The 25,857-nt window shown below is 70.6% G+C and carries 24 protein-coding genes; 12 read left to right on the plus strand and 12 right to left on the minus strand.

What is annotated here, in order from left to right; all coding sequences use genetic code 11:
• Positions 1 to 165 precede the first annotated feature (165 nt).
• Both HV824_RS37940 and HV824_RS04410 read right to left on the minus strand, forming a co-directional pair.
• A complete protein-coding gene (locus tag HV824_RS37940) occupies positions 166 to 1,578 on the minus strand; it encodes a collagen-like protein (protein ID WP_217917084.1) in 1,413 nt (470 codons plus the stop codon).
• Between the two features lie 157 nt (positions 1,579 to 1,735).
• Entirely contained in the window at positions 1,736 to 2,245 is a 510-nt protein-coding gene (locus HV824_RS04410) for a hypothetical protein (RefSeq protein ID WP_176420055.1), read from the minus strand.
• 364 nt (positions 2,246 to 2,609) lie between these two features.
• Between HV824_RS04410 and HV824_RS04415 the strand changes: the two genes are divergently transcribed.
• On the plus strand, positions 2,610 to 2,909 hold the full coding sequence (locus tag HV824_RS04415) for a hypothetical protein (protein ID WP_217917085.1): 300 nt from the start codon (positions 2,610 to 2,612) through the stop codon (positions 2,907 to 2,909).
• 61 nt (positions 2,910 to 2,970) lie between these two features.
• Here HV824_RS04415 and HV824_RS04420 read toward each other — a convergent pair whose 3' ends face one another.
• Complete coding sequence (locus tag HV824_RS04420; RefSeq protein WP_255207760.1) at positions 2,971 to 3,630, minus strand: hypothetical protein; 660 nt, start codon at positions 3,628 to 3,630, stop codon at positions 2,971 to 2,973.
• 164 nt (positions 3,631 to 3,794) lie between these two features.
• On the opposite strand from HV824_RS04420, the gene HV824_RS04425 reads away from it, so the two are divergent.
• Positions 3,795 to 4,196: a hypothetical protein gene (locus HV824_RS04425; protein ID WP_176422730.1), complete on the plus strand. Its 402-nt coding sequence runs from the start codon at positions 3,795 to 3,797 to the stop codon at positions 4,194 to 4,196.
• A 79-nt stretch (positions 4,197 to 4,275) separates the two neighbouring features.
• On the opposite strand, the gene HV824_RS04430 is transcribed toward HV824_RS04425, so the two are convergent.
• From HV824_RS04430 to HV824_RS04445, 4 genes are all read right to left on the minus strand, one after another.
• Positions 4,276 to 4,833: a hypothetical protein gene (locus HV824_RS04430; protein ID WP_255207761.1), complete on the minus strand. Its 558-nt coding sequence runs from the start codon at positions 4,831 to 4,833 to the stop codon at positions 4,276 to 4,278.
• 23 nt (positions 4,834 to 4,856) lie between these two features.
• Positions 4,857 to 5,234 (minus strand): hypothetical protein, encoded by a 378-nt coding sequence (locus tag HV824_RS04435; protein WP_176420058.1) that lies wholly within the window; start codon positions 5,232 to 5,234, stop codon positions 4,857 to 4,859.
• 3 nt (positions 5,235 to 5,237) lie between these two features.
• Complete coding sequence (locus HV824_RS04440; RefSeq protein WP_176422731.1) at positions 5,238 to 6,134, minus strand: hypothetical protein; 897 nt, start codon at positions 6,132 to 6,134, stop codon at positions 5,238 to 5,240.
• A gap of 120 nt (positions 6,135 to 6,254) precedes the next feature.
• Positions 6,255 to 7,076 carry a protein-glutamate O-methyltransferase CheR gene (locus HV824_RS04445; protein WP_176420060.1) on the minus strand — a complete coding sequence of 274 codons (822 nt, stop codon included), beginning with the start codon at positions 7,074 to 7,076 and terminating at the stop codon, positions 6,255 to 6,257.
• Between the two features lie 99 nt (positions 7,077 to 7,175).
• Here HV824_RS04445 and HV824_RS04450 point away from each other — a divergent pair, with 99 nt between their 5' ends.
• The 5 genes from HV824_RS04450 to HV824_RS04470 all read left to right on the plus strand — a co-directional run bounded on the left by HV824_RS04450 (position 7,176) and on the right by HV824_RS04470 (position 13,759).
• Positions 7,176 to 9,122, plus strand: coding sequence for a M3 family metallopeptidase (locus HV824_RS04450; RefSeq protein ID WP_217917086.1), 1,947 nt, complete (start codon positions 7,176 to 7,178; stop codon positions 9,120 to 9,122).
• Positions 9,123 to 9,416: 294 nt separating this feature from the next.
• Positions 9,417 to 11,021, plus strand: a complete 1,605-nt coding sequence (locus HV824_RS04455; protein WP_255207762.1) for a DUF1592 domain-containing protein — start codon at positions 9,417 to 9,419, stop codon at positions 11,019 to 11,021.
• A complete protein-coding gene (locus HV824_RS04460; protein ID WP_176420061.1) occupies positions 11,018 to 12,358 on the plus strand; it encodes a DUF1552 domain-containing protein in 1,341 nt (446 codons plus the stop codon). The genes HV824_RS04455 and HV824_RS04460 overlap by 4 nt, the downstream gene beginning before the upstream one ends.
• A gap of 76 nt (positions 12,359 to 12,434) precedes the next feature.
• Entirely contained in the window at positions 12,435 to 13,082 is a 648-nt protein-coding gene (locus HV824_RS04465; protein ID WP_176422732.1) for a CAP domain-containing protein, read from the plus strand.
• A 95-nt stretch (positions 13,083 to 13,177) separates the two neighbouring features.
• Positions 13,178 to 13,759, plus strand: coding sequence for a CAP domain-containing protein (locus HV824_RS04470; RefSeq protein WP_176422733.1), 582 nt, complete (start codon positions 13,178 to 13,180; stop codon positions 13,757 to 13,759).
• Here HV824_RS04470 and HV824_RS04475 read toward each other — a convergent pair.
• The 3 genes from HV824_RS04475 to HV824_RS04485 form a co-directional block, all read right to left on the minus strand.
• Positions 13,753 to 14,583 (minus strand): dienelactone hydrolase family protein, encoded by an 831-nt coding sequence (locus HV824_RS04475; RefSeq protein ID WP_176419077.1) that lies wholly within the window; start codon positions 14,581 to 14,583, stop codon positions 13,753 to 13,755. The two genes, HV824_RS04470 and HV824_RS04475, sit on opposite strands and share 7 nt — an antisense overlap.
• 171 nt (positions 14,584 to 14,754) lie before the next feature.
• A complete protein-coding gene (locus tag HV824_RS04480) occupies positions 14,755 to 15,534 on the minus strand; it encodes an FKBP-type peptidyl-prolyl cis-trans isomerase (RefSeq protein WP_176419076.1) in 780 nt (259 codons plus the stop codon).
• Between the two features lie 207 nt (positions 15,535 to 15,741).
• Entirely contained in the window at positions 15,742 to 16,665 is a 924-nt protein-coding gene (locus HV824_RS04485; RefSeq protein ID WP_176422734.1) for a DUF3445 domain-containing protein, read from the minus strand.
• A gap of 201 nt (positions 16,666 to 16,866) precedes the next feature.
• On the opposite strand from HV824_RS04485, the gene HV824_RS04490 reads away from it, so the two are divergent.
• From HV824_RS04490 to HV824_RS04505, 4 genes are all read left to right on the plus strand, one after another.
• Positions 16,867 to 18,414 carry a parallel beta-helix domain-containing protein gene (locus tag HV824_RS04490; RefSeq protein ID WP_255207763.1) on the plus strand — a complete coding sequence of 516 codons (1,548 nt, stop codon included), beginning with the start codon at positions 16,867 to 16,869 and terminating at the stop codon, positions 18,412 to 18,414.
• Positions 18,415 to 18,435: 21 nt separating this feature from the next.
• Positions 18,436 to 19,707 carry an SO2930 family diheme c-type cytochrome gene (locus tag HV824_RS04495; protein ID WP_217917087.1) on the plus strand — a complete coding sequence of 424 codons (1,272 nt, stop codon included), beginning with the start codon at positions 18,436 to 18,438 and terminating at the stop codon, positions 19,705 to 19,707.
• Positions 19,708 to 19,828: 121 nt separating this feature from the next.
• Positions 19,829 to 20,872, plus strand: coding sequence for an ABC transporter substrate-binding protein (locus tag HV824_RS04500; protein WP_176422737.1), 1,044 nt, complete (start codon positions 19,829 to 19,831; stop codon positions 20,870 to 20,872).
• Positions 20,869 to 22,542 (plus strand): iron ABC transporter permease, encoded by a 1,674-nt coding sequence (locus tag HV824_RS04505; protein WP_176422738.1) that lies wholly within the window; start codon positions 20,869 to 20,871, stop codon positions 22,540 to 22,542. Before HV824_RS04500 ends, HV824_RS04505 begins: the two co-directional genes overlap by 4 nt.
• A 69-nt stretch (positions 22,543 to 22,611) precedes the next feature.
• Here the strand turns inward: HV824_RS04505 and HV824_RS04510 are convergent, their stop codons facing one another.
• A complete protein-coding gene (locus HV824_RS04510) occupies positions 22,612 to 22,815 on the minus strand; it encodes a hypothetical protein (protein ID WP_176419071.1) in 204 nt (67 codons plus the stop codon).
• A gap of 74 nt (positions 22,816 to 22,889) precedes the next feature.
• Here HV824_RS04510 and HV824_RS04515 point away from each other — a divergent pair, with 74 nt between their 5' ends.
• Positions 22,890 to 23,996: a hypothetical protein gene (locus HV824_RS04515; protein WP_176422739.1), complete on the plus strand. Its 1,107-nt coding sequence runs from the start codon at positions 22,890 to 22,892 to the stop codon at positions 23,994 to 23,996.
• A gap of 7 nt (positions 23,997 to 24,003) precedes the next feature.
• On the opposite strand, the gene HV824_RS04520 is transcribed toward HV824_RS04515, so the two are convergent.
• Positions 24,004 to 25,854 carry a hypothetical protein gene (locus HV824_RS04520; protein ID WP_255207764.1) on the minus strand — a complete coding sequence of 617 codons (1,851 nt, stop codon included), beginning with the start codon at positions 25,852 to 25,854 and terminating at the stop codon, positions 24,004 to 24,006.
• Positions 25,855 to 25,857: the final 3 nt, after the last annotated feature.

Consider the following 25,857-nt stretch of genomic DNA (forward strand, 5'->3'; position numbering starts at 1 on the left):
CGTGGCAACGGGTCGTCGACGTAGCACCGGGCTCCATCCGTCTTCCCTTCGCCCACGGAAGGCCCTGACGAACACGGTCGACGTCACGTCCGGCAGCGCCCTACGGACCATCGCCCCTGAGGAGAGGCCACTCGAACGTGTCGAATGGCCTCTCCGGGGGTCCAGCTACTGAATCTGCTTGATGACCAGCGAGGCGGAGACGGCGCGCGTTCCGCCAGCGAGGGGCGTAATCGTCAGTGCCGGCGAGTTCCCCGCGGGATTGCGGACGGTGAGCACCGAGTTCACCACGGTCGTCGTGATCAAGACGTGGTTCATGATTTGAGACGCTCCGGTAGCGCGGCCAGCCACGGTGTTGATCTGCTCCACGACCCCGCCACCACTGTCGAGCCCCAGGATGAGCTGCCCGGCCTCGGTGACGCTCACCTGCCAGGAGACTTCGTAGACACCAATCGCGGGCAGGATGAACTCGCTGTCGCTGGCCCGATTGATTCCGTTCGTTGCGCCATCGCGCGGGAAGTCCACCGCGGACGCGGCAGCAACGGTCGCCGCGTTGTCGGGCGGCATCAGGGCATAGAAGTACCCGAAGGCCAGCGTGTCGCCCGGAGCCCCATTGCAGACATAGTTGATGCCCGACGCGGAGGTGTACTGGACGCCCCCATAGGTGCAGTTCGCCCCGGGGGGCTCGGACGCACCGACCACGGACTGCCCCGCGGGCCCCGTCGGCCCGACAGGCCCCGTCGCGCCCGTTTCACCAGCAGGCCCCGTCGGCCCAGCAGGCCCCGTCGCACCCGTTTCACCCGCGGGCCCAGTCGGCCCCGTAGGGCCCGTGGCGCCCGTCTCTCCGGCAGGCCCAGCCGGCCCCGCAGGCCCAGCCGGCCCCGCAGGTCCCGTGGCGCCCGTCTCACCAACCGGCCCAGCCGGCCCCGCAGGGCCCGTGGCGCCCGTCTCACCCGCGGGCCCAGCCGGCCCCGCAGGGCCCGTGGCGCCCGTCTCACCCGCGGGCCCAGCCGGCCCCGCAGGTCCGGTGGCGCCCGTCTCTCCGGGAGGACCCACTGGACCGGCGACGCCGGGCACCCCCTGCGGTCCAGCGACGCCTGGCACGCCTTGAGGCCCCACGGGCCCTTGGAGCCCATCCTCGCCCGGAGGTCCCTCGGGCCCCAGAGGTCCCTCGGGCCCCTGCGGCCCCTCGGGCCCCGGAGGTCCCTGTTCGCCGATGCAGGTCCCGGGCGGGCAGAGCGGCAGGCAGACGACGCGAGCCCGGCATTGAATCTCACCATCGTCCCAGGACGCGGAGAACACGTTGTCGATGAGCTCGTCTTTCGAACCATCAGCCAGCGCGAGCTGCTTGCACTCCTCGAACGAGTTCACCGTGACCGTGTAGCGCTCGGTATAGAACTCTCCAACGGCCAGCGTGTACGGCGGCGTCCGAGTGGGGACCCAACCGAACGCATCGGTGAGCAGTCGGTCCTCCACCACATCGACCGTCGACGCGCCCGTTGGGTGCACATTGCGCACCTTCATCGTCCATTCGAGCGGCGCCGGGTACGACTGAATCTCGTAGATGAGCTCCCCGTTCACTCGCTTGTCGCACGCCAATTCATGCGCAAGCGCGACATTGCCTGTCAGCAGGCCCGCTGTTGCCAATAGCCATCCAAAACGCATACTCCCCCATCTACCTTTCATTTCTGCTTACAGTTTGAATTCACCGCATGTGGCCGTGATGCTCGAAGTCTCATCAGTAGCGAACAATGAACTCCGGAAACATGAAGACCTGTTCGCCACGGTCGACCAATGAGCGCGCGAGGTCGATCTCAAGCACGACCTTGCTGCGCTTTCGGAGCTGCGCGGCGTCCGCGATCAACGAGACCGGTGGCCCACTCAGGTCGAGCAACTGCGTCTTCCCGTTGCGCTCCACGATGCCTTCCGGGTCAAACTTCAACCGGATCCCGACCTTGCGCGCGTCGACCGGGAGGTCAAACGTCGTCACGGCCCACGCGTTCTCTTCGTTGCCGAGGTCGATTTCACTGCCACCCAGCTGAGACGAAAGCGGGTTGCCGTCGACCGTCAACTCGAGCGCGGAGACCTGCACGCGCACCGGCCCCGAGCCGCGGACGCCCAGCAACCGCACCGCCACGGTCTGCGCCGTATTTCCCTCCACGGGCTCGACTGGCGGCATTTCATCGTCCTGGGCCTTGCCGCAAGCAATGATTGTCAAAGCGAGCGCAAGGCCAATGCTCTTCTTCATCGGATCCCTCTCCTGTCGACCGAACAGGCGGTCGTGCGAGTGGAGAGAGCACCCCTTGTGCCAGCGTATTTCATGGTCTGGCGAAATGGCGAGTATCGCCTCAATGACAAGTGCCACATCCCGCCGGACAGGTGGCATCAGGCGTAAAGGAAAGCCGCATGCCATCCAGGGGGAGCGCGCTTCACAGTCCCGGCAGTGAATTCTACAGACCACGAAGCGGCACGTCCCTTGCGGCAACCTTGAGTACAGCGTTGGGCCGCGAAGCAGGTTGTCTCAGGTGAACGTTCAAGTCCGACCCGGGGCGATTGACGGAGGGGATGGAAAAGCCGGGGCGCCGTCCTTACCTCACCCGGAGGGAGGCAACATGGCCGTTCGGACGACAGTGGCAGGCATCAAGAACAGGCGGCGGGTCGACGCGCACGGAGCCCAACCGAGCGTGCAGGCCAGCAAGGGGCGCAAGACGCTGCCCCACGATGACGCGGCCGCGTTGCGGCGGCAGAAGACGCTGGAGCGCGTGACGCTGGGCCCCGCCGCCGAGGCGCATGAGCCCAAGAGTCATCGGCGCCGCGCGACGGCGCTCAAGGGCCGCAAGAAGACCCCCAGCGAGATGAACGTGAAGCACATTGGCGGGCCGAAGAAGCGCCTGCCCCTTCACGGCGGATAACACAGACACGTCGTGACGCGGCCCCTGCCTCGCGACCTCCGGGGCAGGGGCCATGCTCGCTTCAGGGGGCCGGTGGCCACAGCGCGCTGGCGCCAGGGTCCTCCGCCACGTAGACGGCCCAGACGCGCTCTCCCGGGCGCCGCAGCAGGTCCGCCGCGTGCGTCGAAGGCAGACTCCCTTCGACGCGCTGGCCATGCACCGTGAAGACGTAGTCGAGCTGCACCAGGCGCCCAGCATGCAGCGAAGGCGCCACCTGACGCTCCACCCGCGTGACTTCCGCCGCGGCCGGCAATCCCCAGACCAACGCCTTCAACTGGCGCCGCTGCTCGCGCCGCAGCGCCACCGGCCAGCTCGTGCGCCGGAAGAGCAACCCCACCCCAATGAAGATGGCGGCTTGCAGGAGCAGGGGCCGCACCAAGAGCAGACCCACCGGGAGCAGCATCACCCCCGCCCACAGCCCCAGCGTTCCCAGCATGTAGTGTTTGTGCAGCTTGGGCCGCGAGACGGCCGCGCGCTGTGCCCGGGTCAACCGGCGCGGGGGCAACGGAGGCGGCGGACCTCGCGCGGCGCTCAGGGCCGCCTCCAGGCTCGCGCCGCACTTCATGCAGAGGGCCTCGGCGCTCACCGTGACGGCATGCCCGCAGCCAGGGCAGACGATGCGGAGCTCGCTCGCCTCCAGCGAGAGGTACGGCGCATCCAGGGAGCTTCGAGCGCGGCGCATGGCCCCACCATCGGAGCACCTCGCCCCGCGCCGCCGCAACCCGTCCCGGAAGGCCATGACGGACGCTTCGGAGGCACCACCAGGCTTGGGCACCGGGCCCCGGCCGCTTCGCTGCTCCCTGGCATCCTCCGCGCGGCATTCCTACCTGTGTCGCTGGAGGTGGCATGCCAGAGAAGAGTCAGACGGAGCGCGTGAAGCGCGCGAAGCGGCAGGGGACGACGCTGGAGCTCAAGCCCACCGATGTGCACCTCTCCAGCGAGGACAGCACGCACCACGCGAAGAAGAGCGGCCGGCGAGCCCTGGGCAAACGGACCTTCGCGGACCGCAGCGTCAGCCCCCGCCACGCGCCAGGGACGGGCCTCACGGCGAAGAGCCGCAAGCTGCCCGAACCGGAGCCGGGCCAGAGCAGCACGTCGCGGCGCAAGACGCTGCCGTCGGCGGCCGCCGTGGCCTACCGCAAGGAGGGCCGTCCCAAGAAGACGACAGGACGCGGCGATACGACTCCGCTGAAGGCGGGCAAGGTCTACAAAAGAGCGGGCACGCGGAAGACGAGCATCCGCGCCTGAGGCCCTCCCAGTCTGGAGCCCTGCCTCCAGGCCATGGAAGGCGCCGCCAGGGCCTCCTCGGCGTCCGGCCCCCTGGCGCTCATTCCGAGGGGGCGACGCCGTTCACCACCGCGGCCAGCCTGCGAACCTCCTCGTGCAGGTCGCGCAGCTGCTCCAGGCTGCGCTGAAGCAGCACGTCAAGCTGCTCGCCCCGCCGCACGTCACCTTGTGCCGCGGCGTCTTCTCGCTCGCGCGCCAGCCGCACCACGTCTCGCTCCACCAGCGCCGCCACTCGCGCCGTCTTCTCCAGCTCCCACTGGGCTGTCTGCGGCAGCTCGGGTTCGAGGTCGTCGTTGTCCTCGGGACGAGGCAGTGACGCGTCCTCCAGCTCCGGCTCTGGCTCCACGGGCTCTGGCTCCATCCGCGCCACCGTGACCTGGGGCACCTCGCGCGGAGGCGCCGGAGCGGGCACCTCGGCGGCGTTCACCGGCACCACCCTGGGGGGCGGCGCGGGTGGAGGTGGAGCCGGAGGCACGGCCATGGAGCGCATCGCGGCGGGCAGCGGCGCCGGCTCGGACTGGGGCCAGAGCTCCACGCTGCCCAGTGCCACGGCGAGCACGCCCGCACCCGCCAGAATCAAACGGTAACGAATCCGCATGGTCCCCCTCCCCGCCCCGGCGCTCAGAAGCGCACCCGCCAGTCGCCGTCCTGACGCTCCACGCGTAGCAACCACGGTGCCGGACGCTCGCGTCCACCATGGGCTACCCGGGCCCGCACGAGGACGGCCTCGGCGTCGCGCCCGTCCACCGTCGATTCGACAATCTCCACCAGCGTGAGGCCATGCCCCCGCAGCTCACGCACCGTCTCCACACAGGGTCTCGCGCTTCCCCCCGTGGCCAGCAGCGGTGCCAGCACCTCGCAGTCGCCCGCGGGCAGCGCCGAGAAGAAGTGGCGCACCGCCGCCTCCGCGGCCCGCGTCTTCGGCGCTTCAAAGGAACACCCGAGCGCGGCCAGCATCAGCCACCCCATCCACCTCGCTGGCGGGGACCGTCGTGACATGGCTCAGTAGCAGTTGGGAGCGAACAGCTCGTCATCCACGGCGGCGACGAACTGGTCATTGCACCAGCCGCTCACCAGGATGTGGCCATTGCGCACGCAGCTGTCGTGGTTGGTGGCGTCCACCGTGTACTGGGTGTCCCCGCCGCACGTGCTGCCGCAGCGCCCGAAGCAGTTGCCCACCACCTTCGGCCGGTGCCAGTGATTGGGTGAACCGCAGTGCCAGGTATCACCGGCCAGATAGAACTCGTCCCCGTTACACGAATAGTGGTCACCGAGCTGGGCCAGTTGCTGATTGCCCGGCCAGTCGAAGCCGCCCCGGTCGCAGTCATGCGTCGCGTGGGCGTACCAGTTGTAGCGCCCCTCGCAGCTGCCCGAGTCGCGCCCGTTGCACCGCGCATAGCTGCACAACGTCGTGTAGCCACGTCCCTTCTCGCCCATCACCACGCGCCGCAGCCCCACGGTGTCCGGGTACTGGGACCACACGCTCACCGCGCGGCGCAGGTACATGGCCGCGGGGGCCGCCGCGTCTCCCTTGGGGAGCGCCGCGTCGAGCTCGCGATAGAGGGCGGTGAGCAGCGCGCGGTCCGCGGCGCCCATCTGCGCGTCCGCGGCATTCGCCTCCGCGAAGCCATCCAGCGTGGAGACGCCGCTGGCCGGCTCCATCAACCCGGTGAGCGTCAGCCCGCGCAGCCGGACCTCCAGCCGGTACACCCCTGGCTCCACCTCGCGAGAGGAGAACGTCACCGCCTCGTCCTCATGGACGAAGGTGCCCTGGACGCCTCCTGGCGCGGCGGAGAGCGACAGCCCCGCCTGCCGCGAGCGGAGCGCGTCGCCCGTCTTCGCGGCGCCGCCACAAGCACACGCCACCAGCACCACGCTCCACCACAGGTTCGTGCGCATCCTCGGATTCCCCCGGCCAGGAGCAGGCCCGAACCCTCCTTCCCGCTCACGTCAGGGGAGCACGGCCCAGCGACGCGGAATGCTCGCACCGGACGAATTCGTAGCCAGAGCCCGGCGGTCTCAGGCGTCTGTCCGCGCGAAGACAGGCAGCGGGCCAGCGGCGCGCATCAGGCCGAAGTCTCCTTCGGGCAGGGACTCATGACCGCCAATCACCAGCAGTCCACCAGGGGCCAGCCGCGCCACCAGCCGTGACAGCACCTCGCGCTGAAGCGGCGGCGCGAAGTAGGTGAAGGCGACGTTGCGGCACAGCACCAGGTGGAAGGGCCCGTCGGGCATCTGGGAGCGCAAGTCCTGCTGGCGAAAGTCCACTGCCCGCCGGTACTCCGGCGCCAGGCACGGTTCGTCGCCGGGTCCCGGAAAGGCGCGCTCCGCCCACGCACGAGGCAGCTCGCGCAACGCCCCACGCGGATAGCAGCCCCGCGCCGCCCGCGCGAGCAGCGCCGCGTCCGCATCGGTGGCCACCAACGCCAGCCGCGCTCCCGGGAAGCGCGGCTCCAACCCCAACTGGAAGAGCACCGACAGCGTGTAGGGCTCCTCACCGGAAGCACAGCCCGCGCTCCACGCCCGCAGCGTGGCCTCTCCTCGCGCGCGCAGCGACGCCAGCCGGGCGGGGAGCAAGTCATGGCGCAGGACCTCGAAGACGCGCGCGTCCCGGTAGAAGCGGGAGATGGTGACGCGGCACAGCGCGTCGAGCACGTCCCACTCCGCGGGCTCGGCCTCCAGCCGGGCACGGTAGGCTCCGGCGTCTGGCAGGCCCAGCGCCTTCAGCCTGCGGCCGATGCGCTTGCACACCTGCCCCCGCACGCGCCGGAAGCCCTCCCAGCGCAGGCGCAGGCGGGGCGCGGCCCACTGCAACAACTCCACGCATTCACGGTCTGTCATCGGGTCGGCCTCATCCTCCTGGATGTCAGCACGAGCGGAGGCGGACGGGATGTGGCATGACGCTCCGGCGTTGTCATTGGCCCCTGGAGGAACCCACCCTTGAAGAGACTGAGCGCCCTCACCCTCTGCGCGGCACTGGCGTCGGCCGGCTGCACGCACACCCCCGCCGCGTGTGATGCGGACCTCGAGCGCACCCGCGCGCAGGTGACCGCCATCAAGGCGCTGGACGCGCGCGCGGACGGCCAGGCCGTGCTCGCCGCCTATGACGATGCCCTGGGCTCGCTGCTCGCCGCGGCCAACCGCTCCAGCCTCGCGCGCGAGGTGCATCCAGAAGCGGCCTTCCGCGACGCCGCGCGCGAGTGTGAGCAGCGCGTGGACTCCGCCAACGTGGCGCTGTCCCAGGACCGCGGCGTCTATGACGTGCTGGCCGCGGTGGACCTGTCCCGCGCGGACGCGGCGACCCGGTACTGGATGGAGCGCGCGCTGCTCGACTTCCGCCGCGCCGGCGTGGACCGCGACGACGCCACCCGCGCCAAGGTGAAGTCGCTCAACGAGGAGCTGCTCAAGCTGGGGCAGCAGTTCAGCAAGAACATCGCCGAGGACGTCCGCGAGGCGAGCTTCAAGCCCTCCGAGCTGGACGGCCTGCCGGAGGACTACCGCAAGGCGCACCCGCCGGGCGCGGACGGGCAAGTGGTCATCACCACCAACTACCCCGACTACTTCCCCTTCATGACGTACGCGAAGGACGCGAAGGCGCGCGAGAAGCTGTGGCGCACCTACCGTCAGCGCGCGTACCCGGCCAACCAGGACGTGCTGGCGCGGCTCATCGCCAAACGCCACGAGCTGGCCACGCTGCTAGGCTACGGGAGCTGGGCCGCGTACACCACCGAGACGAAGATGACGCGCACGCAGCAGGCGGCCGCGGACTTCATCGACCGGCTGGGCGTGGCCACCGAGGCCCGCGCGAAGCAGGAGTACGCGCAGCTGCTGGCGCGCAAGCAGCAGGACGTGCGGGGCGCCAAGGTGCTGGAGCCCTGGGACCAGGACTTCTACGAGGACCGGCTGCGCGCGGAGCGCTACAGCTTCGACTCGCAGGCGGTGCGGCCCTACTTCGAGTACAGCCAGGTGAAGGCGGGGGTGATGGACATCACCTCGCGCCTCTGGGGCATCACCTACAAGCCGGTGAAGGACGCCCGGGTGTGGCAACGGGAGGTGGAGACCTACGACGTGTTCGATGGCGACACGCTGCTGGGCCGCGTCTACCTGGACATGCACCCGCGTGACGACAAGTACAAGCACGCGGCGCAGTTCGACCTCGTCGCGGGCCAGGCCGGCAAGCGCTACCCGGAGGCGTCGCTGGTGTGCAACTTCGCGCGCCCCGGCGAGCTGATGACGTACGACGAGGTGGAGACCTTCTTCCACGAGTTCGGCCACCTGCTGCACGCCATCTTCGGCGGGCACCTGAAGTGGGCGGGCATCGCGGGCACCCGCGTGGAGTGGGACTTCGTGGAGACGCCGTCCATGCTGCTCCAGCAGTGGGCGGGCAACCCGGAGGTGCTGAAGGAGTTCGCGAAGCACCACGAGACGAACCAGCCCATCCCCGCGGAGCTGGTGGAGAAGCTCCGCGCGTCGAAGGCGTTCGGCCAGGGCCTGTGGGCGCGGCGGCAGCTCTTCCTGTCCGCCGTGAGCCTGGACTACTACTCGCGCGAGCCGGGCTTCGACACCACCGAGGCCCTGGTGGCCCTGCAGGACAAGCTCAGCCCCTTCAAGCACGAGCACCGGGACGGCACGCACTTCGAGGTGGCCTTCGGGCACCTGGATGGCTACTCGGCGGCGTACTACACGTACCTCTGGTCCTCCGTCATCGCGAAGGACCTGGAGACCGAGTTCCAGGAGAAGGGCTTCCTCGACCGGGAGACGGCGATGAAGTACCGCCGCGCCGTGCTGGAGCCCGGCGGCTCCAAGCCCGCCGCCGAGCTGGTGAAGGACTTCCTCGGGCGGGAGTACGGCTTCGACGCGTACCGCGCCTACCTCGACGCGAAGTAGTCCGCGGTTCCCTCACCGGGAACTTCGCTACCCACTCGCGCAAAACTCTTCCCAGCGCGCTTCCGGGTAGCCAACGCCGTCCTACCCCCTGAAACAACGGAGAGGTCCGCCAGGCTACGTCCCTGGCTGGAGAGCGCCTTGCTACGGCTTCGGCTGTCCCGGCTTCGTATGGGGCAGTGTGGAGGGGGGGTAGCCGACGTGACACCCATGATGCATCGACGAAGAGGGGGCTGGCGCTTCCTTGCGGGCGTGACTCTCGCCCTGCTGGTGACCAGCTGCACTGATGACGACCCGATGGCACGGGTCAAACCCGACGAGGAGGTGCCAGGGGAGCCGGTTCCACCGGGGCAGCCCCCGGTGGAAGGCGAGTGCGAGAGCGCGCCCCAGAATCCGGGACGCGTCACGCTCCACCGCCTCAACCGCGCGGAATACAACGCCACCGTGAGAGACCTGCTGGGGGACACCACCCAGCCGGCCAAGGACTTCCCCATCGATGACCACGGCTACGGCTTCGACAACATCGCCGATGTGCTCTCGCTGTCCCCACTGTTGATGGAGAAGTACTCCGCCGCGGCGGAGCGGCTGGTGGAAGACGCCTGGACGCGCGGCGTCTTCAACTCCTGCGCGCTGGACCCGCTCAACCCGGCGCCGTGCGCGCACGAAATCCTCTCCAACTTCGCCCGCCGCGCCTGGCGCCGGCCGGTGCAGCAGGCAGAGGTCGACAAGCTGATGACCTTCGTCAGCCTGGCGAGCCAGCACGCGGACCCGCCCGAGGTGGGCGTGAAGCTGGCCCTGCGCTCGGTGCTCGTCTCACCGCACTTCCTCTTCCGGGTGGAGAAGGACGCGCCGCCGGGAAGCACCGAGCCGTACACGCTCGACAACTTCGAGCTGGCCAGCAGGCTCTCCTACTTCCTGTGGAGCAGCATGCCGGACGACGCGCTGTTCGCCGCCGCCGAGGCGGGGCAACTGAGCGACCCCGCGGAGCTGGAGGCCCAGGTGCGGCGCATGCTCGCGGACCCGAAGGCACGCGCGCTGGTGGAGAACTTCGCTGGCCAGTGGCTCTTCACCCGCGCGCTGGGCACCGCCACGCCGGACGGCACGCTCTATGGCGCGTTCAACGAGGAGCTGCGCGCCGCCATGCGCACGGAGACGGAGCTCTTCTTCGCGGAGTTCATCTCCGGCGACCACAAGCTGAAGGACCTCATCGACGCGCCGTTCACCTACGTGAACGACCCATTGGCCGCCCACTACGGCCTGCCATTGCCCGGCAGCCCCACGCACCAGCGCGTGGAGCTCACGGGCCACCCGGAGCGCAGCGGCATCTTCGGCAAGGGCTCGCTGCTCACCGTCACGTCCAACCCGGACCGCACCTCACCGGTGCAGCGCGGCGTCTGGGTGTTGGAGCAACTGCTGTGCTCGGCGCCGCCGCCGCCGCCGCCGGACGTGGAGAACCTGCCGCCGCCCATCACTCCGGACATGACGATGAAGGAGCGCATGGCGCTGCACCGCAGCGCGCCGGCGTGCCAGGGCTGCCACCGGCTGATGGACCCGCTGGGGCTGTCGATGGAGAACTTCGACCCCATTGGCCGCTGGCGCCTCCAGGAGGTGAGCGGCGCGCCCGTGGACGCCACGGGTGACATGCCCGACGGCGCCATCCTCAACGGCGTGCGCGACATGCAGCGCTACCTGAAGGAGGACCCCAAGCTGACCCAGTGCATCACCGAGCACATGCTCACCTATGCCACGGGCCGTGGCCTGAACGAGGCCGACCACTGCGCGGTGAAGGCTGTCGCCGACAAGGCCGAGGCCCGCGGTGGGCGGCTCGTCGACTACATCCTCAGCATCGTCTCGAGCAGCCACTTCACGCAGCGTGGCGCGGAGGAGGAGCAGACGCCATGAGCAAGAAATTCAGACTCTCGCGACGGACCGTCCTGCGGGGGACGGGGGCGCTGATGGCGCTGCCCCTGCTGGAGCAGATGCTTCCCCGCAACGCACACGGCGCGCCGGGCACCGTGCCCCGCAGGCTGGCCGTCTTCTACACGCCCAACGGCATCCACATGCAGAAGTGGACGCCCAGCACGGAGGGCCCCGCGTGGGAGCTGACGCCCACGCTGGAGCCCCTGGCGGCGGTGAAGAACGACCTGCTGGTCGTCTCCGGCCTGGCGAACATGCCCGCCTTCCCGGATGGCGACGGCCACCATGCCGCCGCGACCGGCGCGTTCCTGACCTGCGCCAAGGTGTTCAAGACGGAGGGCACCAACATCCGCGTGGGCATCTCCATGGACCAGGTCATCGCCAACCACCTGACGGCGACGCGGGCCACTCGCTACGGGTCCATGGAGCTGGGCATCGACGCGGGCCGCGGCATCGGCAACTGCGACTCCGGCTACGCGTGCCCGTATGCCAACAACATCGCGTGGTCGGGGCCACGCACGCCGGTGGCGAAGGAGACCAACGCGCAGGCCGCGTTCAACCGGCTCTTCGCGGGCGGAATCCCCGGGGAGACCCAGGCGCAAATCGAGAAGCGGCGCGCGTACGGCAAGAGCATCATCGACGTCGTGCGCGATGACGCCACCGCGCTGCAGGGCCAGCTGGGCACCGCGGACCTGCGGAAGCTGGATGAGTACTTCACCAGCGTACGGGAGCTGGAGAAGCAGGTGGAGGACGTGTCCGTCCCATCCATGACCTGCGCTACGGGAGCAGCCCCCATCGTGTCCGAGGACCCGACGGCGAAGACCCGGGCGATGATGGACCTCATCGTCCTCGCCTTCCAGTGCGACCTCACCCGCGTGGCCACCTTCATGCTGGCCAACGCGCGCGCCAACAAGGTCTACCCCTTCCTGGGGCTCAGCGGCGCACACCACACGTACTCGCACCACCAGAAGGTGCAGTCCAACTACGACGCGCTCGCCACCATCGACAAGTGGGAGGTGACGCTCCTCCAGTACCTGCTGGAGCGCATGAAGTCGGTCATCGAGGTCAACGGCATGTCGCTGCTCGACAACTCGATTGTCTACTTCTCCAGCGAAGTCGGCGACGGGGACTCTCACAACCACGTCGACCTGCCCATCATCCTGGCGGGCAAGGGTGGCGGCGCGCTCACGCCGGGCCGGCACCTCCGCTACCAGAAGGACCCGCTGGCCAACCTGTACATCTACCTGATGCAGGCCATGGGCGTGCCCAACGTCACCACCTTCGGTGACGACGGGACGGGCCCGCTGCCGGGCCTCGTCTAGTCCCCGCGGTGTCGTGCGCGGCGGAGCATGCGAGCGGGCGGCCCACCGCGCGCCGTGCCCGCCGCGCACGCTTCACATGCATGAGTGGGCTTCCTGGCGCATCATCCCCCTCATGCCTTCCTCCTCCCGCGCCTCCCGCTGGTCCGCCCTGCTCCTGCTGCCGCTGCTCGGCTGCGCGGGGGGGGGCACCCAGCAGGGGCGCAGACAGCACGCCACCTCCCGGCAGGCCGTGGCCTCCAGGCAGCCCACCTCGGCCCTCCCCGCGGCGAAGGACTTCTCCCGGGACATGGTGGCCGCGCACAACCTGGCGCGCTCCCGCGCCCAGCCCGCCCCCAAGCCCGCGCTGCCGCCGCTGGCCTGGTCCACCCAGGCCGAGCGCAAGGCCGCGTCCTGGGCGAAGGCCTGCAAGTTCGAGCACAACCCGGACCGGGGCGACTTCGGAGAGAACCTCGCCGCCGCCACGCCCGGCGCGTGGACCACGTCCCAGGTGGTGAAGAGCTGGGCGGACGAAGCCGCGGACTACGACTACCGGCGCAACACCTGCCAGAAGGGCAAGGTGTGCGGGCACTACACGCAGGTGGTGTGGCGCAAGACGGCGGCCGTGGGGTGCGCCACGGTGCTGTGCAACAAGCACTCACCGTTCGGCGCGCGGTTCCCCACCTGGCAGCTCTGGGTGTGCAACTACGCGCCGCCGGGCAACTGGGTGGGTCAGCGGCCCTACTGACCTCCCGCGCCCCACGGGGCCGGTGCGTCCCGGGTGCCGGACACTCACGCGGCGGGAGGTGACGGACCTCCGCCTGACGGCGGATAATCCACCCCATGCTCCGCTCCACGCCCCGCTTCCTCCGGCCGCTCGGCCTGCTCCTCCCCCTGCTCCTCACCGGCTGTGGCTCCGACGCCCCCGGCGAGGGAGACGGTGACGGCGACACCGAGCCGCTGGTCATGACGCAGTTCGACCGCGACATGCTGGCCGCGCACAACGCCGCGCGGAGGGACGTGTCGCCCGAGGCCTCCCCTGCGCTGGAGGACCTGACGTGGGACGAGCAGGCGACGCGCACGGCGAAGGCCTACGCCGCGCGGTGCAGGTTCGAGCACAACTCGAGCCGGGGCAACCTGGGGGAGAACCTCACCGCCGCCTCGTCCAGCGCCATGGGCGCGCAGGGCGTGGTGCAGGGCTGGGTGGACGAGGCCGCCCACTACGACCACACCACCAACACCTGCGCGAGCGGCAAGGTCTGTGGCCACTACACCCAGGTGGTGTGGCGCGGCACGCGGGCCCTGGGCTGCGCCGTCCAGGAGTGCACGACGAACTCGCCCTTCGGGGACCGGTTCCCCAACTGGACGCTCTGGGTGTGCAACTACGCGCCGCCGGGCAACTACGTGGGCCAGCGCCCCTACTGACGCAGGTGCTGGTCCAGGAAGGCCGCCACCTGCTGCCAGGCGCCCGCGGCGGCCTGCGCGTCGTAGCGCTCACCCGACGGGTTGGCGAAGGCGTGCTCCGCCTCGAACTCCAGGATGTAGTGCCGCACGCCCGCCTCATCCAAGGCCTGCCGGAAGGCCTGCACCGTCTCCAGGGGGATGGACGGGTCCTTCGTGCCGAAGATGCCCAGCACCGGCGCGCGGATGGCGGCGAGCTCCCGCGCGTCCGTCACCGGGTTGCCGTAGTAGAGGACCGCCGCGTCCAGCTCCGGCAGGGCCATGGCCGCGCGCAGGGACCAGCCGCCCCCGAAGCACCAGCCGATGGTGCCCGTGCGCGGCGCCCGCACCCGCGCGTCCTGCTGGAGGAAGGTGTGCGCGGCCGTCAGCGTCTCTTGCGCGCGCGCCGGGTCCACGGCCTTCAGCAGCGCCAGCGCCTCCTCCCGCGTGGTGGCCACCTTGCCGCCATACAGGTCCACCGCCAGCGCGGCGTAGCCCTCCGCGGCCAGCCGGTCCGTCCAGTGGCGGATGTGGTCATTGAGCCCCCACCACTCATGGATGACGATGACGGCGGGCAGCGGCCCCTGGGCGCCCGCGGGCAGGCTCAGGTAGGCCTTCGTGCCGGCCACCTCCACCTCCTGGCCCTCCAGCACCGGCGGCGCGTCCTCGCGCAGCGTGTGCAGCGCCTTGAACTCCGACTCGGAGACGGCGCCCGTGGCGGCCGGCTCGCGGCGCACCTCCCGGGCACGGCCCTGGACGCAGGCGCTCAGCAGCAGCGCTCCCATCATCAACAGCAGGCCCTGGCGCATGATGTGTCGACCTCCGTGGGTTGGCCCGTCCCCGCGGCGGAGACGCTGGCGGCTGGTGGACTACTCCGAGGCAGCGCCCCGCGCCACCTCCGGTGCCCGCGAACGCGAAGAGGGCTGGGAGGGAAGCATCCCCCGCCAGCCCCCCTCAAGCGTCCCGCGTGAAGGCGGTGACTACTTCTTCTCGACCGCGGAGGGCTTGCCCGCCGGCGGCGTGCCGCCCATGGCCGGCATCTCCGGCGGCTTGACGATCTCCAGCAACTCCACCTCGAACACCAGGGCGGCCCCGCCCGGGATGTTCGGCGGCGCGCCGCGGTCACCGTAGGCGATGTCGGACGGGCACACGAGCTTGGCCTTGCCGCCCACCTTCATCTTCTGCACACCCTCGGTCCAGCACTTGATGACACCCTGGAGCGGGAACTGCGTGGGCTCGCCACGCTTGTGCGAGCTGTCGAACTCGGTGCCGTCCGGCAGCGTGCCGCGGTAGTGCACCTTCACGATGTCCGACGCCTGGGGCGCCGCGCCCGTACCGGCGGTCAGCTCCTTGTAGATGAGGCCGGACTCCGTCTTCTGGGCGCCCTCTTCCTTCGCGGCCGTCTCCAGGAACGCCTTCGCCTTCTCCTTCTCAGCCTCCGCCTTGCGGGTGCTGCGCGCGCGCGCCAGCTCCTGCAGCTTCGGGCCGTACGTCTCCAGGTCCACCGCGGGCTTGTCGCCCTTCACCTGCGCGGTGATGCCCGCCTTGACGTACTCCAGCTCCTCGGGAGTCATGTCGAACACGCTGACGCTGCGGCCAATGGACAGGCCGAGCGCGTACAGCGTCTTCTGGTCCTCCGTCTGGGGATTCGCGCTCGCGCCGGGCGCCGTCGCCGTCGCCGCCGGCGTCGAATCCGTCTTGCCCTGCTGCTGGCAGCCCGCCAGCACCAGCATTCCCGCGACCAGCCACGTCTTCCGCATGTCGTTGCCCTTCCTTGCCTTTTGGAGCGGCAGTAAGACATCGCCGCAGTCAGTTCTGGGGGGCGACTTACTACAGAAATGGCCTGACTTCCGGTTCGACAGCACACCAGGAGCGTCCCCGTTCCTGGGCGACACCCCGCCCGCCCCCAGGGCGACCGCGTGTCTCCGCCAGAAGGTGGGTCTTTTCATTACCCACTCCACCCGACCTCAGACAGGGCCCGCCTCCAGGTAGCCCAGCAGGGGCGCCAGCACGGGCGTGAGGCGCTTGTAGGTCGCGGTGTCGGCGGGCACGGAGCGCAGCACGCGGGCCAGGCGCTGCCGCCGGCCGGGGGCCTCCACTTCCGAGGCCACCGGGGCCACGTAGGTGTGGATGGTGAAGAGGATGGCGCGCGTGCGGGGCAGCCGGGTGAGCGTCTGGCGCTCCAGGCGGAGGAAGCAGCGCTCGCCCGCGTTGTCCGGGGTGATGCCGTCGAACAGGTGCCGCCACTCCGGCAGCGTGCGCGGCTCCAAATCCAACCGCTCCGTGACGCTGATGGCCCAGTTGCAGCGCGTGACGGGGCGCCCGGGCTTCAGGCCCTCCATCAGCTTCAGCGTGGAGGGCCCCAGCTTCGCGTTGAACTGGGGCACCGGCGCGTGGACGGCCAGCAGCGGTCGGCCCATTTTGTCCCCCAGGCACCACCCGGAGGGGAAGCAGAGCTGCCCCGCCACCAGCGGGAACCCCTCACGCGTGCCGTCCAGCAGCAGCAGGTCCTCCTGCACCTGCCGGCCAAACCAGTCCAGCGGCGCCAGCGGCAGGCTCGCCGCGTCCCCCGGCGTGAAGTGCGTCCGCGTGCCCAGCAGGTGGTTGTGCCAGCACCAGCGCGTGCCCTCCACCTCCAGTGAGAAGTGCTCCGGCGCTTGACGCGCCATGGCAGGCAGCAGCACCGTCAGCGTCTCCCATTGGAGCTCCTCCGTCCCGGGCCCTCCCTGGAAGCGCTCGGCGTGCCCCGCCGTCAGCAGCGCCGCCTTCAACGCCACTTCGTCCGCATAGCGCGGCGCGTCTACTTCGATGAGTGTCTCTTCGGGCCTCAGCGCACGCACGCCCAGCGACATTGAAAAGACATCCTGCTCGAAGGGGAAGTAAGGCAGCACCGCGTCGACCTCTCATGAAGAATGGGAGCAATTTATCAACCGTGTTGCAGAACGCATCGCGTCACGGGAGGCCCGGCTGTTTTTGGTGTCTCACCCTTGAGGTTGTTCATCTTCACAGGGAGGATTCGCACGGTGCTGGCTGCGCCCTGAAGCCCCATGCTCGGGCGCCAGCAAGCGCAGCACTTCCACAGGAGATACCTGATGCATCCTCTGCCGCTGTCGCGCGCGCCCCGTGCCGTGCTCCTGGCCCTCGTGGGTCTGCTTGCCCTCCCCGCCTGTTCGGATGACGACGATGACCGTCCGGACGCGGGCCAGCCGGACTCTGGCGCGCCCGGGGACGCGGGCACGGGGGACGCGGGCAGTGACGCGGGCATCCCGGACGACGGTGGCACCGGCGGTGACGGTGGCTCCATGGCGTGGCCGCAGGACTTCTCCTGCGAGGGCAAGGAGCAGACCACGCTGACGTTCAACCCGGGCCAGGAGCAGGAGCTCCAGGACGCGGTGAACGCGCTGGACGAGTGCACCACCATCGCGCTGGGCGCGGGCACCTTCCAGTTCGACAACGCCATCACCCTGCGCGCCAACGGCATCACCGTGAAGGGCGCGGGCAAGGGCGCCCAGGGCGAGGCCACCGGCGGCGAGGCCAGCACCGTGCTGGACTTCTCCAACGCGGCGGCGAACACCAACGGCTTCGACGTGGTGGGCAAGCTCTTCACGGTGAGCGACCTGGCCGTCTGGAACGCGAAGAAGGATGGCCTGCGCATCGAGTCCTCCAGCAACGTGAACATCCAGCGCGTCCGCACCGAGTGGGCCGAGGAGAACCTGGAGAGCAACGGCAAGTACGGCATCTACCCCGTGAAGTCGATGTACGTCCTCGTCGAGGACTGTGAGGCGTACAACGCCGCCGACGCGGGTATCTACGTCGGTCAGACGCAGCACACCATCGTCCGGCGGAACGTGGCGAAGAAGAACGTGGCGGGCATCGAAATCGAGAACACGAAGTACGCCCACGTCGCGAACAACATCGCCCAGGACAACACCGCGGGCCTGGTCGTGTTCGACCTGCCGGGCAACCCCATCCGGGGCACGGACGTCTACATCGCCCACAACACCATCACCGGGAACAACCGCCCCAACTTCGCCTCCGTGCAGGCCAGCAGCAGCACCGTGTCCCAGGTCCCCGCCGGCACCGGCACCTTCATCCTGGCCTCGCGCCGGGTGGAGCTGGAGCACAACACGTGGGGCGACAACAACACGGTGGACATCGCCATCCTCAGCGGGCTGGCCATTGAATCCGACCCCATCCAGTGGGCGGCCGGCTTCTTCAACTACCCCAGCCAGGACATCTCCATCCACGACAACACCTTCACCGGTGGCAGCGGCCGCCTGGTGGACAACGGCACGCCGGACCCGGAGCGCCGTCCGCTGGGCGCGCTGGTGGGCGCCGTCTACCAGTACGGCGCCGCGGCCCACGGCGTGACGGGCGTGGAGCACGTGCTGTGGGACGGCATCGACCCGGCGCCTCGCGATGAGAGCCTGGCCAACCCCATCAACATCTGCTTCACGCGCAACACGCTGCCGGAGAGCACGCAGGCCTCGGTGGTGGACCTCGACCTGCAGGCCGTGGGCGCCCACATCATGGCGGGCACCCCCAACCTGGCCGCCGCCTGGGCGGAGACGCGCCGCTATGTCCAGGGCGCCGAGCCCTACAACTGCTCGGGCTTCACCCCGGCCCTGACCATCCGCTGAGACCCCGTGAAGAACGGACGCATGTACAGGCCGTTCATCCCAGGACTGGGCCTCGCCGCGGTGCTGGTGACCGCGGCGCTGGCCTCGTGCGGCGGTGACGAGGGCGGCGTGACGCCGACGCCGGACGCTGGCGGCGGGCTCGTGTTCGACTCCGGGTACCCGCCCGAGGACAGCGGCACCCCGGACGCGGGTGACGACGACGCGGGCACGGGTGACGCGGGCCAGGACGCCGGCACGCCCGAGGACGCGGGGACACCCGAGGACGCGGGGACGCCAGACGCCGGGCCCGCGTTTCCGCCCAGCACCCTGTCGGGCTTCGGCCTCTTCACCGGGACACCCGCGTCGGGTGGGCTCCAGCCGGTGGAGGGGAACATCCCCTATGCGCTGACCACGCCGCTCTTCTCCGACTACTCGGTGAAGTCCCGCACGCTGTTCATCCCGCCGGACGCGCAGGCCGGGTACTCGGCGCACGACGTGCTGGACCTGCCGGTGGGCACCATCATCACCAAGACGTTCGCCTTCCCCGCGGACCTCCGCGTCCCGGAAGAGAACGTGCGCGTCATCGAGACGCGCGTGCTGGTGCACCGGCCCGGAGGCTGGGAGGCCTTTCCCTACTTCTGGAACGAGGCCCAGACGGAGGCCACGCTGGCCAACGGCGGCCGCGTCGTCCGCGGCGTGCGCTTCATTGGCGAGGACGGCGAGGAGCGGACGCTGGACTACCTGGTGCCCAGCAAGAACCAGTGCCTGAAGTGCCACCACCTCCAGGACGCCCAGGAGAACCAGGTGCTGCTGCCCATTGGCGTGAAGGCCCGCTACCTCAACCAGGACCAAGATTATGGCGACGGGCCCCTCAACCAGCTCCAGCACCTGGCCAACCTGGGCCGGCTGACGGGGCTGCCGCCCATCGACCAGGTCCCCCGCGCGCCGAACGCGTTCGACGAGGAGGAGGGCTCGCTGGAGCGGCGCGCGCGCGCCTACCTGGACATCAACTGCGCGCATTGCCACAACCCGAAGGGGACAGCGGGCACCACCAGCCGGCTGTTCCTCAACGTGGACAACACGGATGAGTTCACGTTGGGCGTGTGCAAGCGGCCGGGCTCCGCCGGCGGCGGGGTGGGCGGTGAGTTCGACATCGTCCCCGGCGACCATTCCGTGTCCATCCTCTGGTACCGCATGCACACCGAGGAGTCGGGGAAGATGATGCCGGAGCTGGGCCGCGTGCTTCGCCACGACCAGGGCTCACGGCTCATCGCCGACTGGATTGACGCCATGCCGGCGCGGGCCTGCAAGTAGGTCTGTCCCAAGTCTGTCGAGCGGCCCCTCCGCGTCCGGTGCGCGGAGGGGCTTCTCGTTTCCAAGGCGTGACGGCCGCGCCGCGTGACAGGGCGCGCGGGTGCCGCATAATCGCGGGCACATGTCCCTGCCCACGCTGCTCCGGGCCGCGGGTGCCGCCGCGCTCGTCCTGCTCGCCGCCTGCCGCATCGAGTCCGCCGCGCCCTCGGCCGGGCCCACGCTGGCGCGCGAGGGCACGCCCTCCGGAGACGTCTGGGTCTACACGTCCATGTACCGGCACGTCCTGGACGCGCTGGAGCCGCTGCTGAAGGCGCGGCTGCCCGACGTCCGGGTGCGCTGGTATCAGGCGGGCAGTGAGAAGGTGGCCAGCCGGCTGGAGGCGGAGCGCGCCGCCGGGGCCATCCGCGCGGACCTGCTGGCCACGTCGGACCCGTTCCTCTACGAGCGGCTGGCCCGTGAAGGCGCCCTGCTCCGCTACGCCTCGCCCAACGTGCTCCGGGTGCCCCGCGCCCTGGTGGACCTGGACGCGCGCTACGCGGCCCTGCGCCTGTCCACCATGGTCCTGGTGCACCGGAAGGACGGGCCCCCGCCGCCCACCTCCTTCGCGGCGCTCGCGGAGGGTCCGTGGACGGGACGCGTGGCGATTGGAGACCCGCTGACGTCGGGCACCGCCTTCACCTGGGCCGTGTTCTGCGACGCGAAGCATGGCGAGTCCTTCTTCCCCGGGCTGCGCCAGCGCGGCGCCATCGTCGCGGGAGGCAACGCGGCGGTGCTCCAGAAGGTAGAGAGCGGCGAGGCGGATGCGGGCGTGTTGCTCCTGGAGAACGCGCTCGCGGCCCAGGCCCGGGGCAGCCCCATCCAGGTGGTGTGGCCCACCGATGGCGCCGTCGTCATCCCCGGCCCCGCGGCCCTCTTCGCGACGACGCCCAACCCCGTGGCGGCGAAGGCGGTGGTGGACGTGCTGCTGTCCCCCGAGGGCCAGCGCATCATCGTGGAGCAGGGAGACATGCACGCGGTGGACCCCAGGCTCGCGGGCCCCAAGGGAGAGGCCGGTGTCTCCGAGCTGCTGGAGCGCGCGCGCCCGTGGACGCCCGAGCTGCTCGAACGAGGGCTCGCGCGGGGCGGCGCCGTGAAGGAGCGCTTCCGTCAGGCCTTCTCACGATGAGCGCGGCGGCGCCCAGGTCCCAGTGGCTGGGGCTCGGCCTGTGGCTGGTGCCGGTGCTCTGCTTCTCCGTGCTCCCGGTGGCCGCGCTGCTCTGGCGAGGCCTGGGGCCCGCCGGGGCGGGGGGCCTGGGCTGGCTGCTCGCCGAAGGCGGGGCGCTGGGGAACACGCTGCGCATCGCCACGGGCGCGGCGGTGCTGGCCTTCGTTCTGGGGACACCGCTGGCGCTGGTGCTGCAACGCACCGACCTGCCCATGCGTGGGGCCTTCACGGTGCTGTTCACCCTGCCCTCCGCCGTGCCCGCGTTCATCTGGGGCATGGGCTGGCTATCGCTCGCGAGCCCTCGCGCGGGGTACCTCAACCGGCTGCTCGGCGATGACATCTTCGACATCTACGGCCCCGCGGGCATCGCCTTCGTGGAGGGCGTGTCGGGCCTCCCGCTGGTGCTGCTGGCGGGCGCGGCCGCCCTGCGGCGCGTGGACCCGGCGGTGGAGGAAGCCGCGCGCGTCTGCGGGGCTTCGACAGCGCGGGCGCTGCTGACCACCACGCTGCCGCTGGCGCTGCCCTCCCTGCTGTCGGGCGCGGTGATGGTGTTCCTCATGGCGGCCTCGTCCTTCGGCGTGCCGTACCTGCTGGGCGTGTCGGCCTCGCCGCCCACGCGGGTGCTCACCACGCGCATCTATGAGCTGGTGCTGATGGGCGGTGCCGAGGGCCTGGCGCGCGCCGCGCAACTGGCGACGTCGCTGCTGCTGCTCGCGCCCCTGGCGATGCTCGTGACGTGGGCGCTGGGCCGCGCCGGCCGCGTCCGCCTGAGCGCGGGCAAGGGCCTGTCCTCCCGCCCCTTCCCGCTGGGGCGCGCACGCGGGCTCGTCCTGGGGGCGGTGAGCCTGACGGCCTCGGTGCTGGTGCTGCTCCCGCTGGGGGCCATCCTCCTCACGTCGCTCCAGCGCAGCTTCGGCGCGGCGCTGACGTGGGAGACGCTGACGCTGGCGCACTGGGCGGGCGTGCTGCTGGAGCCGCGCACGCTGCAGGCCACGGGGCGCAGCGTCCTGCTGGCGGCGGGCGCGGGGGTCCTGGTGTGTGGCCTGGGGCCCGCGGCGGCGGTGCTGCGACGCGGGCTGCGCCGCCTGGGCACGGGCGTGGAGGCGCTGGCGGTGTGGCCCTACGCGGCGCCCGGGACGGTGCTGGCCCTGGCGCTGCTGCTCGCCTTCTCCCGGGACGTGCGCTTCATCCTGATGGACCGCGTCGCCTTCGTGCTCGCGCTGGCCCACACGCCGTGGCTGCTGCTCATCGCCTACGTGGCGAAGTACCTCGCGCTGGGCGCGCGCAACAGCGAGGAGGCGCTCGCGCAGCTGGACGCCTCGCTCACCGAGGCCGCGCGGGTGAGCGGCGCCGGCCCCTGGCGCGCGTTCGTGGATGCGCCCCTGCCCTTGCTGCGGCCGGCGCTCACCGCGGCCTTCGTCCTGGCGTTCCTCGCGTGCGCGACGGAAATCACGATGTCCGTCCTGCTGGTGCCCGCGGGGACCGAGGTGCTCGGGACGCTGCTGTTCGAGCTCCAGAGCTACGCGGACCCCGCCGCCGCCGCGGTGCTGGCGTGTGCCTTCATCGCGCTGGTGGTGGTGGGCCAGGCCCTGCTCGCGCTGCTGACGCGGCGGCCCGTGGACACGCGGTGAGGGCGGAGGCGTCCGGCCTCGCCAGGGAGCCGCCGGCCCCCTGGCGAGGTCTTCAGACCCTGGACGCCATTACATGCACGCGCAGTACATGCCCCGGATGCAGTGCCCGAAGCCCTCACCACAGAAGTAGTCACAATCCGAGTTGCGCACACAAATGGCCTGCGCGGACTCAGGCGCGTTGGCCTCGGCCGTGGACGGCATGAACGCCATTCCGAAACCCGCCGCCAGTCCCACACCCAGCGCCATCAGCATCGCAATTCCATTCTTCTTCATCGCGTGACTCCTTTCGGGGAGCCTCCAGCCTAACCACAAACGGCGGCGGCCGGGGTAGGCTCCGCCACCGCCGCATGAGCGACTTCCGACGCGCCACCCGTGACGACAACACCGCGCTGCTCGACCTGTTCGGCGCGGTGCCCATGCAGGGCGACCTGGTCCTCTCCTCGCAGCGAGCGCCCGACTACTTCGGCCTCTACACCATGCAGCGCGGAGAGACGGAGGTCTGGGTCCACGGCGAGCACGGCCGGCTGGACGGGATGGGCGCCGTGCACGTGCGCGACGGCTGGCGGGAGGGCCGTCCGTGCCGGGTGGGCTACCTGGGCGACCTGCGCACCCGCTTCTCCGCGCGCCGGAGCCGCGGCCTCGCGCGCTTCTACGGGCCCATGCTCGAGGAGAGCGCCCAGCGGCTGGGGGTGGACACCTTCCTCACGGCCGTCATGGCCTCCAACGCCACCGCGCTCCAGGCGCTCGTGCGGCGGCGGCCAGGACGCGTGAGCCAGCCGCACTACGCCCTGCTCCGCCGCTTCTCCGCCGTGTCCATCCAGTTCCTGCTCCGCCGCCGTCCCCAGCGCAGCGCCTTCGCCGTGCGGCGCGCCACGCCCGCGGACGTCCCCGCCGTCTCGGCGTTGCTGGATGCCGACCACCGCGCCCGTCCCTTCGGCTACCGCTTCGACGCGGGCGAGCTGGAGCACCGCCTCGCCCACTGGCCCGGGCTGCGAATCGAAGACACCTACCTGGCCTTCGACGCGACAGGCGCGCTGGTGGGCTGCACCACCGCCTGGAGCCCCGCGGCCGTGAAGCGCTACCGCGTCCATGCCTACCGTGGAGGCCTGCGCTGGGTGCGGTGGGGATGGAACACGCTGGCCACCGCGCTCCGCGCACCGCGCCTGCCCGCGCCAGGCAGCGACTTCCGCTACTTCTATCTCTGCAACACCAGCGTGCGCGGAGAAGACCCGGCCATCTTCAACGCGCTCGTGGAGCGGGTGTACGCGGACTTCCACGGCCAGGGCTTCCACTTCTTCACGCTGTACCAGGACGAAGGGGACCCGCTGGCGCCCGCGCTGAAGGGCTTCCTCCAGCGACGGCTCGACTTCCACCTCTACGCCGTGACGCCCGCCTCACGTCCTCGGGACACCTTCCCCGCCGGACGGACCGGCTTCGAAATCTGCCTGCCCTGACGCACGCTCACTCCGCTTGGAGCGTGAAGCGCCAGGGGACCTGCTCCAGGCCGGAGGCACCGGCGAAGGTCAGCACATGGAGGCCTGAGCGGTCCGCGACGAACCGTCCAGCCCGCAGACTCAATGGCAGGCCGCCGGGGGCCATGAGCGACACCTGAAGCGCTCCCGCCTCCAGGTCCAGCCAGTAGGCGCGGCCCGCCTCCAACCCGACGGAGAACACATCCGCGTCGATGGCCGTCTGAGCCACGCCCGACACCGAGGCCGGCAGCGTCAGGGCGTGGGCCGTCCCGCCGTGGTCGCCGTAGTCATCGACGGCCACGTGCTCCAGCAGCAAGGAGAACGCCTCCGCGCCATTCAATGGCTGGAACATCATCGTGACAGGCGCCGCGTTCCAGGCGCTGAAGAGGTGGCGGCCGTCGTCCAGCTCCAGGATGCCCACCGCGCCCCGTGGGTTGAAGGACAGGTCCGGAGAGGGCGCGTAGGACGCGAGGTAGATGCCACGGTCCTCGGCCTGGAAGACGACGGCGTCCGTGTCTTGCGGCGTCTCGAAGAGGCCCGAGAGCGGGGTCCCCGGCGTGATGAGCGTCGCCGTCTGCGGCGAGTCCCCGTGGTCATCCACTCCCGCGTCCACCAACGTCAGCAAGAAGGAGTGCGCCCAGAGGTCGCCGCCATCCACGAGGAGGTAATACGTCCCGGCGCGCTCCACCCGGGCCCGCAGCCGGTCCGTGTCCGCCAGGGCCACGTTCCCCCCGTTCGCATCCACCACCTGGGCCGACCACCGCCCGGCCCCCTCCGTCCGCACCGTGTAGACGTGCCCGGGCGCCCCCGTGAAGGAGAAGACCTCCACGTCCTCACGTGACTGGAGGGTGACTGGCACCGGGAGGCCCGCCGTCACGGCCGTGGCGGTCTCCAGCGTGTCGCCATGCTCATCGGGGCCCAGGTCCTCGAAGCGGCAGGTGGAATCCACCGGGGTGACGCCCTCCGGACTCAGCACCACGAACCAGTCACGCTCGGACGTCGCAAGCAGGCTCACCGCGAGCGGCGCCCCTGACGAGCCCTGCGAGACCTCCGCGACCGCGCCGACAGAGGACAGCAGCATCACCTGAAGGAGCAGCCCGGGCGCCTGCTCGCAGATGAAGCGGTAGCCATGCCCCACCCGCGAGCGGAAGGTGAACACATCCACGTCAGCGGACGAGGCGAGCCTCACCGGGAACGGAGCGCCAGCGCCCTCCCGCAGGAGGGTGGCTTCTTCCAACGTATCCCCGTGGTCGTCCACGCCCAGCGACATCAGGTGGTACGTGTAGTGCCCGTGTGAGCGCCCGCCAGAGACCTCGAAGTACCAGGTGCCCGCGGCGAGCGTGGGCAACCACAAGACCGTGGCGCCCTCCACATCGACAGGCATGTCCAGCGTGTTCCCAGCCGCGTCCAGCAACCGCACCCGGCACTCCGACAGGGTCAGCCGCGTGCATGAGAAGCGGTACATGCCGCGCTCCGCCACGGTGACGGCGAACACGTCCCGGTCCTTCAGCTCCTCGCGCAGGCCCTCTTCGATGCGGCCCTCGCGGGGCGACATGGGGAGCGTCAGCACCGTCGCGCTGTCGGGAGCGCCCCCATGGTCATCCGGCTGCTTGAAGGCGGCGACCGAGCACGTCAACCCCGCGGCATCTTCCCACGGTCCGCAGCGGCACATGGGCTGCCCCGCGTTGGAGAAGCAGGCGCCCGCGGTGCACCGCAGCCCCGCACAGGCCACCGCATCCCCAGGCACCTCCACGGTGTTGCACGAGGCCACTCCCAGGACGAGGAGCAGGACCACCGGCAGCGGCCCTGGGGGCCGGGTGGAGCGCCGCGCACGGGCCATGAC

It is taken from the genome of Myxococcus sp. AM009, assembly GCF_013372605.1.
GTDB classification, from domain to species: domain Bacteria; phylum Myxococcota; class Myxococcia; order Myxococcales; family Myxococcaceae; genus Myxococcus; species Myxococcus vastator.

Bases quoted from the DNA above. Each gene is read 5' to 3' on its own strand.
- HV824_RS04490 (WP_255207763.1), top strand. From the start codon at position 16,867: ATGCATCCTCTGCCGCTGTCGCGCGCGCCCCGTGCCGTGCTCCTGGCC.
- HV824_RS04430 (WP_255207761.1), bottom strand. From the start codon at position 4,833: ATGCGGATTCGTTACCGTTTGATTCTGGCGGGTGCGGGCGTGCTCGCC.
- HV824_RS04475 (WP_176419077.1), bottom strand. From the start codon at position 14,583: ATGCGCCAGGGCCTGCTGTTGATGATGGGAGCGCTGCTGCTGAGCGCC.
- HV824_RS04410 (WP_176420055.1), bottom strand. From the start codon at position 2,245: ATGAAGAAGAGCATTGGCCTTGCGCTCGCTTTGACAATCATTGCTTGC.
- HV824_RS04510 (WP_176419071.1), bottom strand. From the start codon at position 22,815: ATGAAGAAGAATGGAATTGCGATGCTGATGGCGCTGGGTGTGGGACTG.
- HV824_RS04420 (WP_255207760.1), bottom strand. From the start codon at position 3,630: ATGCGCCGCGCTCGAAGCTCCCTGGATGCGCCGTACCTCTCGCTGGAG.
- HV824_RS04460 (WP_176420061.1), top strand. From the start codon at position 11,018: ATGAGCAAGAAATTCAGACTCTCGCGACGGACCGTCCTGCGGGGGACG.
- HV824_RS04505 (WP_176422738.1), top strand. From the start codon at position 20,869: ATGAGCGCGGCGGCGCCCAGGTCCCAGTGGCTGGGGCTCGGCCTGTGG.
- HV824_RS04415 (WP_217917085.1), top strand. From the start codon at position 2,610: ATGGCCGTTCGGACGACAGTGGCAGGCATCAAGAACAGGCGGCGGGTC.
- HV824_RS04500 (WP_176422737.1), top strand. From the start codon at position 19,829: ATGTCCCTGCCCACGCTGCTCCGGGCCGCGGGTGCCGCCGCGCTCGTC.
- HV824_RS04495 (WP_217917087.1), top strand. From the start codon at position 18,436: ATGTACAGGCCGTTCATCCCAGGACTGGGCCTCGCCGCGGTGCTGGTG.
- HV824_RS04435 (WP_176420058.1), bottom strand. From the start codon at position 5,234: ATGTCACGACGGTCCCCGCCAGCGAGGTGGATGGGGTGGCTGATGCTG.
- HV824_RS04470 (WP_176422733.1), top strand. From the start codon at position 13,178: ATGCTCCGCTCCACGCCCCGCTTCCTCCGGCCGCTCGGCCTGCTCCTC.
- HV824_RS04515 (WP_176422739.1), top strand. From the start codon at position 22,890: ATGAGCGACTTCCGACGCGCCACCCGTGACGACAACACCGCGCTGCTC.
- HV824_RS04440 (WP_176422731.1), bottom strand. From the start codon at position 6,134: ATGCGCACGAACCTGTGGTGGAGCGTGGTGCTGGTGGCGTGTGCTTGT.
- HV824_RS04520 (WP_255207764.1), bottom strand. From the start codon at position 25,854: ATGGCCCGTGCGCGGCGCTCCACCCGGCCCCCAGGGCCGCTGCCGGTG.
- HV824_RS04425 (WP_176422730.1), top strand. From the start codon at position 3,795: ATGCCAGAGAAGAGTCAGACGGAGCGCGTGAAGCGCGCGAAGCGGCAG.
- HV824_RS04445 (WP_176420060.1), bottom strand. From the start codon at position 7,076: ATGACAGACCGTGAATGCGTGGAGTTGTTGCAGTGGGCCGCGCCCCGC.
- HV824_RS04480 (WP_176419076.1), bottom strand. From the start codon at position 15,534: ATGCGGAAGACGTGGCTGGTCGCGGGAATGCTGGTGCTGGCGGGCTGC.
- HV824_RS04455 (WP_255207762.1), top strand. From the start codon at position 9,417: ATGGCACGGGTCAAACCCGACGAGGAGGTGCCAGGGGAGCCGGTTCCA.
- HV824_RS04465 (WP_176422732.1), top strand. From the start codon at position 12,435: ATGCATGAGTGGGCTTCCTGGCGCATCATCCCCCTCATGCCTTCCTCC.